The organism is Rothia similimucilaginosa, assembly GCF_029850985.2.
In the GTDB taxonomy this organism is placed as follows: Bacteria; Actinomycetota; Actinomycetes; order Actinomycetales; family Micrococcaceae; genus Rothia.
The window spans coordinates 1,008,348-1,020,846 of the sequence record NZ_CM138149.1; the positions used below are offsets into that span (position 1 = coordinate 1,008,348).

General features: G+C 61.3%; 12 protein-coding genes. All 12 read left to right on the plus strand.

Going from position 1 to position 12,499, the window contains the following annotated elements; genetic code table 11:
- The 12 genes from ruvX to QFX07_RS04220 all read left to right on the plus strand — a co-directional run bounded on the left by ruvX (position 1) and on the right by QFX07_RS04220 (position 12,426).
- Positions 1 to 564, plus strand: a complete 564-nt coding sequence (gene ruvX / locus QFX07_RS04165) for a Holliday junction resolvase RuvX (protein ID WP_005505922.1) — start codon at positions 1 to 3, stop codon at positions 562 to 564.
- A complete protein-coding gene (mltG, locus tag QFX07_RS04170; protein ID WP_279754093.1) occupies positions 561 to 1,754 on the plus strand; it encodes an endolytic transglycosylase MltG in 1,194 nt (397 codons plus the stop codon). Before ruvX ends, mltG begins: the two co-directional genes overlap by 4 nt.
- Before the next feature lie 276 nt (positions 1,755 to 2,030).
- Entirely contained in the window at positions 2,031 to 2,966 is a 936-nt protein-coding gene (locus tag QFX07_RS04175; RefSeq protein WP_279754092.1) for a shikimate dehydrogenase, read from the plus strand.
- Positions 2,967 to 3,085: 119 nt separating this feature from the next.
- Positions 3,086 to 4,303 carry a chorismate synthase gene (gene aroC / locus QFX07_RS04180; RefSeq protein ID WP_279754091.1) on the plus strand — a complete coding sequence of 406 codons (1,218 nt, stop codon included), beginning with the start codon at positions 3,086 to 3,088 and terminating at the stop codon, positions 4,301 to 4,303.
- Positions 4,303 to 5,802: a shikimate kinase gene (locus QFX07_RS04185; protein WP_279754090.1), complete on the plus strand. Its 1,500-nt coding sequence runs from the start codon at positions 4,303 to 4,305 to the stop codon at positions 5,800 to 5,802. Before aroC ends, QFX07_RS04185 begins: the two co-directional genes overlap by 1 nt.
- Positions 5,803 to 5,827: 25 nt before the next feature.
- Complete coding sequence (gene aroB, locus QFX07_RS04190; RefSeq protein WP_279754089.1) at positions 5,828 to 6,958, plus strand: 3-dehydroquinate synthase; 1,131 nt, start codon at positions 5,828 to 5,830, stop codon at positions 6,956 to 6,958.
- Positions 6,959 to 7,184: 226 nt separating this feature from the next.
- Positions 7,185 to 7,748 (plus strand): elongation factor P, encoded by a 564-nt coding sequence (efp, locus tag QFX07_RS04195; protein WP_279740000.1) that lies wholly within the window; start codon positions 7,185 to 7,187, stop codon positions 7,746 to 7,748.
- Positions 7,748 to 8,158 (plus strand): transcription antitermination factor NusB, encoded by a 411-nt coding sequence (nusB, locus tag QFX07_RS04200; RefSeq protein WP_005505934.1) that lies wholly within the window; start codon positions 7,748 to 7,750, stop codon positions 8,156 to 8,158. The genes efp and nusB overlap by 1 nt, the downstream gene beginning before the upstream one ends.
- Before the next feature lie 506 nt (positions 8,159 to 8,664).
- Positions 8,665 to 9,339: a bifunctional pyr operon transcriptional regulator/uracil phosphoribosyltransferase PyrR gene (gene pyrR, locus QFX07_RS04205; RefSeq protein WP_279754088.1), complete on the plus strand. Its 675-nt coding sequence runs from the start codon at positions 8,665 to 8,667 to the stop codon at positions 9,337 to 9,339.
- Positions 9,336 to 10,337 (plus strand): aspartate carbamoyltransferase catalytic subunit, encoded by a 1,002-nt coding sequence (locus QFX07_RS04210; protein ID WP_279754087.1) that lies wholly within the window; start codon positions 9,336 to 9,338, stop codon positions 10,335 to 10,337. Before pyrR ends, QFX07_RS04210 begins: the two co-directional genes overlap by 4 nt.
- 30 nt (positions 10,338 to 10,367) lie before the next feature.
- Positions 10,368 to 11,669, plus strand: a complete 1,302-nt coding sequence (locus QFX07_RS04215) for a dihydroorotase (protein ID WP_279754086.1) — start codon at positions 10,368 to 10,370, stop codon at positions 11,667 to 11,669.
- Between the two features lie 217 nt (positions 11,670 to 11,886).
- Complete coding sequence (locus QFX07_RS04220) at positions 11,887 to 12,426, plus strand: PH-like domain-containing protein (RefSeq protein WP_279739991.1); 540 nt, start codon at positions 11,887 to 11,889, stop codon at positions 12,424 to 12,426.
- Positions 12,427 to 12,499 lie beyond the last annotated feature (73 nt).

Sequence of the window (12,499 nt, forward strand, 5' to 3'; positions counted from 1 at the left end):
ATGGCAGAATTCCAGCGGGGAGTGCGGATGGGCGTCGATGTGGGTAATGCTCGCGTCGGCACCGCCCTCAGCGACCCCGACGGCATCCTTGCCACCCCGCTCAAGACATTACGCCGCGACGCGAAGAAGAACTCTGACCGCCGTGTTTTGCGCAAGCTGATTGAGGTGAACGAGGTGGTGGAGGTTTTCGTCGGGCTTCCGAAGACCATGCGTGGTGGGGATTCTCCCTCCACGGAAATGGCTAGGGAGTACGCGCAGGCTCTGCGCTCCGAGCTGGATGCCGAAGAGAAAACACATATTAATATTTGGCTGGTGGATGAGCGACTCACCACCGTGAGCGCTCACCGTGCACTGCACGAGGCTGGGGTTTCCAGCCGAGATTTCAAGACTATGGTTGACCAGGTGGCGGCTGTGAACATTTTGCAGTACAGCCTGGATGCCCTCAAGGCGGGGCAGTCCGTAGCCGGGTACAAGGTGAGCGATCCGGCCCACGAAGAAAACCGACCGTCCGAGTCAGAAGGGACCGCGGTTGGTGCCGTCAACGAAACGGAGAACCTTCAGTGACCGAACAGAATAAACAGCCCGAAGAGAGCGGGCTCGACCTCTTTAGGCCTACGGCTGAGGACGAACGTAAGGGTATTACCGGCATTACGATGGAACAGGAAATCGTGTCGGTGGCTACGTTGCGTGCGCGTAAGCGCCGCCGCCGCGCCGTTTTCCTGAGCGCAATTTCCCTGTTTGTCGTGGCTCTGGTCATCATTTCTGGTGCCCTGATTACTCGCTACGACCCGTTCAAGAATCGTGACTACTCGGGTGGCGGTAACGGCATGACCGTAACTTTCACGATTCGTTCCGGCCAGTCCACCGCGCAGGTGGCTGCTGAGCTAGAAAATGCTGGCGTCATTGCTGATGCTGATAAGTTCCTTGAGGTGTACGCCAAGGAGAGCAAGGGTAAGTACTTGCAGCCTGGCACCTATGAATTGCAGCAGCACATGAGCAGCTCGAACGCTATCAACACGATTATTCAGGCGAACAGCAACGTACTGTACCTGGCTATTCCTCAGGGTAAGCGCGTGAGCGAGACCATCGATCTGATTGTTTCTGGCTCCGATGGCGCGTTCACCCGCAAGCAGGTTGAGGACGCGATCAGCAACTACACCCAGTACGGCGTGCCGAGCAACTTCCCGTCGATTGAGGGCTGGTTGCACCCGGGTGAGTACCGCTTCCCGAAGGATACCGACATCAAGAAGGTTATTCAGACCATGGTTGATAAGACCAAGGCTGACCTGAAGGAAGCCGGTGTGAGCGGCGATCAGAAGATCTTTGAGGTTCTGACTATTGCCTCTATCGTGGAACTTGAGGCTCAGCCGAAGGACTACGTGGCGGTTGCAGGCATCATTGAGAACCGTCTGAACAACCCCGACGGTGAGACCTCGGGTCTGATTCAGTCGGATGCGACCGTGACCTACGGTCTGGGTGTCCGCTCGTACCACCTGACTGAAGAGCAGAAGGCCGATAAGAGCAATAAGTACAATACTTATGCGAATAAGGGTCTTCCTAAGGGTCCGATTGGTTCCCCGCAGCTGGCTTCGATTAAGGCTGCTGCAGCTCCCGAGAAGAACCCGTACTTCTACTGGGTGACTGTGAATCTGGATTCCGGTGAGACCAAGTATTCCCGCACTTATGCTGAGCACCAGCGTTATGTTGAAGAGTACAACCAGTGGTGTTCTAAGCACCCGAACCGTTGTAGCTAAGCTGTAGCTGATTGGTTCAGCAGGTAGCTACGATTCGGTAGCTTTGGACTGAAGGTTCTTTGCTGAGGCGGGTACCGCCTCCACGAGAGTGGGGGAGGTGCCCGCCTTTGCTGTACCCGAATGCTGGGTCGTGCTCGAGTGGTGGGCTGTACCCGAATAGTGGTTTGTCCCTTAAAATGGGTAGAGTGCGCCTATGAACGTGGGTTCGTGGCGTGCGTGTCCGCAAAGCCCCAAGCGTTGAGAGCATTCCCCAGCGTTGAGAGCGAGAGAGTACCGATGAAGACTGAGCCGTACCGTGAAGCCCCGTATCTTCGCCGTGCCTACGTGCTGGGGCACCCGATTTCCCATTCCCTGTCACCCGCGTTGCATCGTGCGGCGTATAACTTTTTGGGTGAGCAGAATTTGGGGTATGAGCGCCGCGATACTTTGCCTGATGATTTGCCGGCGATGATGCACGGTGTGCGACACCCGGACGGTACGGAGGATGCTCCGTATATTGCAGGTCTGTCGGTGACGATGCCGTTGAAGACCGCGGTCATCCAGTATTGCGATGAGATTAGCGAGATGGCGCAGGTGACCGGTGCGGTGAATACGGTGTATCCGCGTGGTGAGAAGATTCTGGGGCATAATACGGACGTCATTGGCATTGTGAACGCGCTGCGCCACGCCGGTTTGGAACCGGAACCGCTCAAGGATTCTGCCGCGATTGTGGGTGGGGGAGCGACCGCTATTTCTGCTTTGGCGGCGCTGCACGCGCTGGGGTACCGCCGCGTGAGCGTGTACGCCCGTTCGTTGCATAAGCTCGGTAGTGTGCAGGAGGCGGCGGGCCGCCTGGGCGTTCAGCTGGAACAGATTACGTTGGCTGATTTGCCGCAGAATCTTGCTGAGCGCGGTCATCACCCGGTGGTGTCTACTCTTCCTGCTCATGCGGCGGATGAGTGGGCGAGCTGGCTGAGCGGGTTGAAAGGTGCCTCCGCGACGCACCGGCCGGTACTGCTCGATGTTGCGTATAACCCGTGGCCTTCGGTGCTGGCGAGCGCTTGGGAGGCGAACGGCGGTACGGTGGTTTCTGGCCTGGAGATGCTGCTGTATCAGGCGGTGGAGCAGGTGCTGATTTTTACTGACCGCACCCTGTCTGAGGGTGAGCTGCTGGGCTTGGTGAATGCGATGTGTGCGGCGGTTGATCTTGCGTCTCGTGCTTCCGTTTCGTGAAAAAAGCGTGCTTTCACTCGCTCAGTAAACAGGCATTTTATACACTATTTATACACGTGAAGAATTATTATTCCTTCCTCCTGCGCTGCGGTGCGGGTGCGATGAAAAGAGGTTAACCTATGGCCCTGCGTTGGCTCACTGCCGGAGAATCCCACGGCGAGGCGCTCGTCGGCATTATTGAGGGCGTACCCGCCGGTGTGGAACTCACCAGCGACATGGTGCGTGACGCCCTGGCTCGCCGCCGCCTCGGCTACGGCCGCGGTGCCCGCATGAAGTTCGAGGAGGACCGCGTGCGCATCCTGGGCGGTGTGCGTCACGGCCTGACTCAGGGCGGCCCGGTCGCGATTGAGATTGCGAACACCGAGTGGCCCAAGTGGACTGACGTGATGAGCTCCGACCCGGTGGATCCGAAGCTGATTGAGGGTCGTGCGCGTAACGCTGCGCTGACTCGTCCGCGCCCCGGTCATGCCGATTTTGCGGGTATGCAGAAGTACAACTTCTCTGAAGCTCGCCCGGTGCTGGAGCGCGCCTCCGCGCGTGAGACTGCGACCCGCGTGGCTCTTGGCGTGGTTGCCGCACAGATTTTGAAGGCTCTGGGTGTTGAGCTGGTTTCTCACACCGTAGCTGTGGGTGGCGTGCACGCTCCTGAGGGTGCCCCGGTACCTTCGCCCCGCAACGTTGAGCAGCTGGACGCTGACCCGCTGCGCTGCTTCGACAAGGCAACCTCCGACGCGATGGTTCAGCGCGTGGATGAGGCGCACAAGGACGGTGAGACTCTCGGCGGTGTGGTTGAAGTGCTCGCGTACGGTATGCCTCCCGGACTGGGTTCGTACGTGCACTGGGACCGCCGCTTGGACGCGCGCCTTGCCGCGGCTCTGATGGGTATTCAGGCCATTAAGGGCGTTGAGGTTGGCGACGGTTTCGCGACCGCTGACCGCCCGGGCACTGCGGCTCACGACGAGATTTCCATTGGCGAAAATGGCGTCACCCGCGATACCAACCGTGCAGGTGGTATTGAGGGTGGTATGAGCATCGGTGACCTGCTGCGTGTGCGCGCGGCAATGAAGCCCATTGCGACCGTGCCGAAGGCCCTGAAGACCATTGACACGTCCACCGGTGAAGAGGCCCGCGCCCACCACCAGCGTTCGGACGTGTGTGCTGTTCCCGCCGCTGGCGTGGTGGCGGAGGCTATGGTCGCCCTAGTGCTCGCTGAGGCGGCACTGGAGAAGTTTGGTGGCGACTCCATGGGTGAGACTCGCCGCAACATGGATTCCTACCTGGACGCTATTCCGGCGTCTCTGGCTTGGGAGTCTAACGTGGCTGGTTGGGACGCGTAGTGCCCCTTCCTGCGGAGTCTGAGGGCAGCGGCGTGAACGGTTGTGGTTCCGGGGTGGTTTCTGTGGAACAGAGTGTCCGCCCGGTCGCTTCGAGCCCCCTCGCGCGTATTGCTGCGGCAACGCAGCGTGCGCGAGGGGGCGCTTCGCCGCGCCCGGAATCTGGTGTATCGGAATCCGTATCTGCCACGGCTGAGCAGGCTGTTGAGTGTGAGGATTCCTCCCGTCCGGCCTTTCGCGTGCCCACCCCGGCTGACCTGATGCCTTCTGGTACCCGCCCCGTGCCTGCCGCTACTATGGCGAGCACGCAGGGTGTGCGCCTGTACGCTTCCTCGGTGTCTGAGGATGCTGACCCGGCACTCGGTCTGGGCGAGGACCTGAGCCTGAAGCTGCTCAGCGTCCTGCAGGGCATGGGCACCGACGAAGAGGAGCCCCGCAAGGAGCCCGCGAAGGCGGAATCACCTAAGCCGCCTGTGTCCAAGCCTGCAGCTCCGAAGCCGGCTGCACCGAAACCTGCCGCGCCCAAGCCGGCACCTGTAAAGCAGGTACAGCCTGCAGAGGCGGCGGGGGAGAGGGCTACCGCTCCCGTGCAGAAGACTGAACCGCAGTCTGCCCCCGTAGCCCCCATAGCCGCATCCGCAACTCCCGTAGCTGTGCCCGCGGCTGACCCCGCCAAGCCGGTTCGTCCGACCCCGGCACTGTTCGGCAAGGTTCAGGTTGTCGCACCCGCAGTACCCGCCGCGGAAGCAGAGAGCCAACCAGAGGAGAATCCCCTCGAAGCTTCCGAACTGCCCGCAACTTCCGCTGAATCTGCGGCACCTGCAGATATTGCAGCGTCGGAAGAACTGGGCGCGCCGGAAGAAACCCACGCAGAAGTGCTCGCAGAAGACGAGTCTGCCGGCGGCGCTCGCATACACCCGCAGCAGGTGCGTGAAATGCACGAGAACTTCGCGGAACGCGCCCGCCCCATCGTGCTCATCGGCCCCATGGCGGCAGGTAAGACCTATATTGGTACGCACCTGGCGCGTTTTTACGGCTACGAGTTCCTCGACGCCGACCAGCTCATCGTGGAACGCTACGGCGAAGTCTCCGAAATCTTCGAGATTTTCGGTGAGGCGTACTTCCGCGAGCTCGAACGCAAAACCATCGAAGAGGTCCTCACCTCACCGGTGTACCGCAATACGGTGTTCTCCCTGGGCGGTGGCGCACCTATGACCGATTCGGTTGCGGAGCTGCTCAAGGACGAATGCGTGGTGTACATCCTCGTTGATGCTGACACCGTCACCCCGCGCATTACCGGCAGCAAAACCCGCCCGCTGCTGCAGCCGAACCCGGTGGAGCGGTGGACCGAAATTTTTGAGCGTCGCCGCAGCCGATACGAAGAGCTGGCGCACTTCACCCTGGACGCACGAGGCGGCCGCCCTATCACGGAGATGACCGCAGAAATCCAGGCGTACGTGACCGCAATCCGTACTTCCCGAGCGCAGCACCCCCAAGCATAACCCCTCACCTGTGAAAGGACACATGATGAGCACTCAGCCCACCCCCACTTTCGGTGCCTCCGGCGCGGAAGATATCACCCGCATCCCGGTGACCGGCAGCTCCCCGCGTGAGAACTATGAGGTTCTCATTGGCCACAACCTGCTCGGTAAGATTCCCGAAATTCTGGGCAACCGCACCAAGAAGGTGCTCGTGATTCACCCACGTGCCCTGCGTTCCACCGGTGAGCTGGTCATGGAAGATCTACGTGCCATGGGCTACGAATCGTTCAGCGCCGAAATTCCGGACGCTGAGGAGGCGAAGCACTACCAGGTGGCGGCGTTCTGCTGGCAGGTGCTCGGTCAGAACGACTTCACCCGCACCGATGCGATTATCTCCGTGGGTGGCGGCGCTATTACCGACGTTGCCGGCTTCGTGGCGGCAACCTGGCTGCGCGGCGTGCGCGTTATTCACATTCCGACCACCCTGCTCGGCATGGTGGACGCTGCTGTGGGCGGTAAGACCGGCATCAACACTGCCGAGGGTAAGAACCTGGTCGGCGCGTTCTGGCCGCCCGCCGCGGTACTCTGCGAGATCGGCACCCTGCGCACCCTGCCCGAGAACGAGTTGCTGACCGGCATGGGTGAGATCGTCAAGTGCGGCTTCATCGCAGACCCCGAAATCCTCGACCTGATTGAGGCGAACCCGAACGCCGTGCGTGACTCGCAGTCCGTCATCATGCGTGAACTCATTGAGCGTAGCGTGCGTGTGAAGGCTGAGGTCGTCTCCGAGGACCTGCGCGAATCCGACCGCCGCGAAATCCTGAACTACGGCCACACCCTCGCCCACGCCATTGAACGTAACGAACGCTACCAGTGGCGTCACGGCGCAGCAGTGTCCGTCGGCATGGTCTACGCCGCCGAACTGGCGCTGGCAACCGGCCACGCCGACGAAGAACTCGTGGCACGCACCCGCCGCATCCTCGAATCCTTGGGCCTGCCCACCTCCTACAAGGCAGATGCATGGCCCCAGCTGCTCGAAGCAATGCGCCGCGACAAGAAGGCACGCGGCAACCTGCTGCGCTTCATCATTCTTGACGGTTTGGCTCGCCCGCGCGTCTACGAGGTGCCGGACGACTCAATCCTGTACATGACCTACCAGGAGATTATCTCCGAGTAGGCCTGAGTCCCGTACAGTCACCGCCACGCACCCGCCACACGACTGCCAACATATGACAGTCAGCATGCGGCAACAGGGCGGGGTGCCACAGCATCTGTGGTGCCCCTGCTAGGCAAATTCGTGCGCATCCTGTAGAATGTACGGGACATATTTTTGCTCATTGAAAACTTAGCGCCGCGCCGGGTACCACTACGGCGTGAGCGTCGATGACACGAAGGAGAGCCCCATGGCATCCACTACCGATATTAAGAACGGCGCCGTCCTGAAGATTGACGGCAACCTCTGGTCCGTCGTAGAGTTCCAGCACGTTAAGCCCGGTAAGGGTGGCGCATTCGTCCGCACCAAGCTGCGCAACGTTACCTCCGGCAAGGTCGTCGATCGTACCTTCAACGCTGGCGCTAAGATTGAAACCGCAACCGTTGACCGCTCCGACTACCAGTACCTGTACCAGGACGGCGACGACTACGTCTTCATGGACATGAAGACCTACGACCAGATCAATGTTCCCGCAACCGTTGTTGGCGACGCAGCAAACTACATGCTCGAGTCCCAGACCGCAACCATCGCGCTGAACGAGGGCACCCCCCTGTACATTGAGCTGCCCGCATCCGTGGTCCTCGAAATCACCTACACCGAGCCCGGCCTGCAGGGTGACCGCTCCACCGGCGGCACCAAGCCCGCAACCGTTGAGACCGGCTACGAGATCCAGGTTCCCCTGTTCCTGGAGACCGGCACCAAGGTCAAGGTTGACACCCGCACCGGTGAGTACCTCGGTCGCGTGAACGACTAATGAATTCACGTACTAAAGCCCGATTGCGCGCCCTCGAAGTGCTCTTCGAAGCGGATCAGCGCAACGAAGATTATATTGAGGTACTCCGCCGCCGCCGACTGTACACGGTAGCGCAGATTTCTGCTTACTCTGAGGAAATCATTCGTGGCGTCCGCGACCACGATGAAGAAATCCGTGAGTTTGTTGAGACTTACGCCCGTGACTGGTCCTTCGAGCGTATGCCCGCCGTGGACCGTGCCGTGCTACGTATTGGCACTTGGGAGCTTCTGTACAATGACGAAGTTCCGGATGCTGTCGCAATTTCTGAGGCTGTCGGTCTGGCGCGTGTGCTGTCCACGAATGAATCTCCGAAGTTCGTGAACGGTCTGCTGGATAAGCTCCGTCAGGTGAAGCCGACCCTGCTCGCGTAAGACATCCCGCCGCGGCCTGCCGCTGGCTCTTATAGCTGGTTGGCTTGCCGCCGTTGAGGATGCACCCGCAGGGGAGCGTACGTGAAACCCCCGCCGTACTGTAGTTCGCTACAGGACGGCGGGGGTTTTCTGTGTCTAGGTTGCGCTTGGTTGGTGCAGTTCTGCGTGGGGTTCCGTATTGGGGGCGGATGCGCTCGCAGGGTTTGTTAGCAACAGTTGAGGTTTAATCGGAGCCCGTGGGTAGGGGTAGGCGGCAACAGTCGAGGTTTCACCGGACAACGCAGGCGGGGGAGTGCCCCCTCTGCGGCGCTGAGCGCCTTGAGGACGGAGCCCCCGCCCGCGTGCCCGGTATGCGCCTCGAGGATAGAGCCCGCCCCGCTCCATACCAGCTCCGTCTCGCCGTGAGCGGTCTCTCGCCGAACCTGAACGTAGCCTGTGAACTGTGGTACCCTACTAGAAGCACAAAACCTTTAAATCCGTCCCGTGAGGCGGGGAAGGAGACGGCTATGCCTGGGTCAACTGTACCCACATCCGGCGTGAACCAGGGGCGAAATCTAACCGCAGCCCCACATTCGGCAACCCCTCAAAGCACCTCCGTGGACGCGACCACCGTCGGCCGCACCATCCTCAGCGAGGACGAAATCCGCCGCGCCCTCACCCGCATCGCCTACGAAATTATTGAAACCAATAAAGGCGTAGAAAACCTCGTACTCATCGGCATCCGCTCCCGCGGCGTACCCCTCGCCGTACGACTCGCCGCCCGCATCCAAGCCATCGAGCCGAACTTCAACGCAGAAACACGACTCGGCGCCCTGGACATCACCGCCTACCGCGACGACCAGCCTGCCTCGCCCAACGGCACCACCTCCCCAGAGAACACAGGGGAGAGCATCATGCCCAGCATCGGCATTGAAGGTAAAACCATAGTCCTCGTTGACGACGTCCTCTACTCCGGCCGCACCGTACGCGCCGCCCTTGACGCACTCAACGCCCACGGACGACCCGCCCTCGTACGCCTGGCAGTCCTCGTAGACCGCGGACACCGGCAACTACCCATCCGCGCCGACCACGTGGGCAAAAACCTGCCCACCAGCGCCAGCGAAACGGTGCGCGTCGTACTGACCGAAACTGACAACGCAACAGACCGAGTCGATATTATCCAGCTGGGAGGGCTCTCATGAAGCATCTGCTCGACACCCGCGAACTAACCCGCGAAGAAGCCATCGAAATCCTTGACGTCGCCGACTACATGGCGCAGGTCAAAGCCGAAAACCGCACCCTGAACGTACTCAACGGAAAGACCATCGTCAACCTCTTCTTTGAGGACTCCACCCGTACCCGCCTCTCCTTCGAAGCCGCGGAGAAGCGCCTGGGTGCAACCGTCACGAACTTCTCTGCTTCTGGATCCTCCCTGTCTAAGGGCGAGTCGCTCAAGGACACCGCGCAGACTCTCAAGGCGATTGCCGCGGATGCGTTCGTGATCCGCCACTCGGCATCCGGCGCACCGCAGCGCCTCGCCGAGGCAGGCTGGACTGATATCCCCGTGCTCAACGCGGGCGACGGCACCCATGCGCACCCCACCCAGGCACTGCTCGACGCCGTATCCCTGCGCCAGTACAAGGCAGAACGCGACGGCCTCGATAGCCCCCGCGGCACCGACCTGTCCGGTATGCGCGTGCTCATCGTCGGCGACATCCTGCACTCGCGCGTGGCACGCTCCAACCTCTGGCTGCTGACCACCCTCGGCGCGCAGGTCGTCTTCGTCGCACCGCCGACCCTACTGCCGCTGAACACTGCCTCCTGGGTTGAAGAAGCTGGCGTAGAAATCTTCCACGACTTCGACGAAGCCATTGCCACCAACCCCGATGCCGTCATGCTGCTGCGCATCCAGAAGGAACGCATGAACGCCGCGTACTTCCCCTCCGCAGAGGAGTACACCGACCTGTGGGGCCTGACCGCCGAACGCTTCGCAACCCTGCAGGCACAGCCGCAGCCGGTCGCAATCCTGCACCCGGGCCCCATGAACCGCGGCCTGGAGATCTGCTCCGAAGCCGCCGACGCCACCAACTCCTGGGTCCTGCGCCAGGTCAGCAACGGCGTGGCGCTGCGCATGGCGGTGCTCTACCTGCTTCTAACCGACGGCTCCAGCGCCAAACTCTACGCCGGCGACGAATCCTAAACGACCTTCCTAACGAGAGGAACCAACACCATGAGCAAGTACCTGATCAAGGGCGCAAGCCTCTACGGCGAAAAGGTCGCCGACATCCTCATCGAGGACGGCGTGATTAGCCGCATCGCAGAGAACATCGACGCCGCAGACGCACAGGTTGTCGAGGCTGCAGGCCAGGTGGCACTGCCCGGCCTGGTCGACATCCACACCCACCTGCGTCAGCCCGGCTACGAGGCATCCGAAACCGTCGAGACCGGTACCCGCGCAGCAGCCCTGGGCGGTTACACCGCAGTGTTTGCCATGGCAAACTCCATGCCCGTGGCAGACACCGCCGCAGTGGTTGAACAGGTTGACCGCCTCGGCAAGGAATCCGCATGGTGCCGCGTGCAGCCCATCGGCGCAGTGACCGTGGGCCTGAAGGGTGAGCGTCTCTCCGATATTGGCGGTATGGCGAACTCCATCGCGAACGTGCGTGTGTTCTCCGACGACGGCATGTGCGTGTACGACCCCGCCGTGATGCGCCGAGCCCTCGAATACGTCAAGACCTTCGACGGCGTCATTGCGCAGCATGCGCAGGAGCCACGCCTGACTGAAGGCGCCCAGATGAATGAAGGTAAGGTGTCCGCTGACCTGGGTCTAGCCGGCTGGCCCGCCGTCGCTGAAGAGGCAATCATTGCCCGCGACGTGCTACTGGCTGAGCACCTGGACTCCAAGCTGCACATCTGTCACCTGTCCACCAAGGGCTCCATTGAGGTTGTGCGCTGGGCTAAGTCCCGCGGCGTGAAGGTGACCGCGGAGGCAACCCCGCACCACCTGCTGCTCACCGACGAGACCGCACGCACCTACGACCCGGTCTTCAAGGTGAACCCGCCGTTGCGCACCGAAGAAGACGTCATGGCGCTGCGTCAGGCAGTTGCTGACGGCATCATCGACGTGATTGGTACCGACCACGCACCGCACCCGGCAGAGACCAAGGAGTGCGAGTGGGCGTGTGCCGCGAACGGTATGACCGGTCTGGAGCAGGCACTGTCCATCATCCAGATGACTCTGGTTGACACCGGCATGATTACCTGGCGCGATGTGGCACGCATTCTCTCCGAGGAGCCCGCGAAGATTGGTCGCCTGGACCATGAGCAGGGCCGCCCGCTGGCCGAAGGTGAACCGGCAAATATTGTGCTGATTGACCCGAAGGCAACTCGCGTGATCAAGCCGGAGGAGCAGGCAACCAAGGGTAAGAACAACCCCTACCGCGGTATGGAGGTGCCCGGCTCGATCCGTGCAACCTTCTACGCCGGCCACCCGACCGTGCTGAATGGCGAGCTGGCAACCCCGCGCCGCTAACCCGCGAGGCGAACCACGAAGTAACCGTGCCTGGCGGTGGTAGGTTCACGCCTGCCACCGCCTCGCGAGGAATACAGCCTCGTGGGAGCTAGTAACGGCTAGTAGCGGGGGAAAAACCTCCCCGAAACACGACCGGAACCACCAGCGCAAAAACACCCCTCCCTATCAACCCAGGCCGAGACAATCGACCGAGACCCAACCGAAAGAGAGAACCTTCGTGGGAAAGTTCCTGACCGCCATCATCTGCATCGCCCTGGTTGCGCTATGCATCTACGGCATGTGGCATGGATGGCGCTCGCGCCTGGCACGCCAGGCGAACATGTTCGGCTCCCTCAAGGAAGTTCCCGAACGCTACGAGGGCATGACCGCTGACGCTGCTTTCGAGGGCGAGTACGTCAGCACCACGATATTCGGTAACTGGCTGGACCGCGTGGGTTTCGATTCGCTCGGCTTTAAGAGCAAGTCCACCCTGCTGATTTATCCGGACAGCATCATCTTCACCCGTAACGGCGCGAAGGACCTGTGGATTCCAGCGAAGAAGCTCGCAGTCATCACCACCGACCGCGGTATGGCAGGCAAGGTTGTGGAGAAGAACGGCCTGGTTGTGATTGGTTGGACCCTGGACGGTCACCGCGTGCAGACTGGCTTCCGCACCCGCTACGCCGAGGATAAGCAGGCGGTACTGCAGGAGCTACGCCGCATCGCCCCGAACGCGGTAGATGCGCCCGAGAAGTGGGCGGCAGAACCGGAAGCCTAACCCCCGGACAAACCGCGAAACGTATAGATTTGGCCTAGCGGCAGGGGAACAACCCGCCGAAGGCACCATAGAC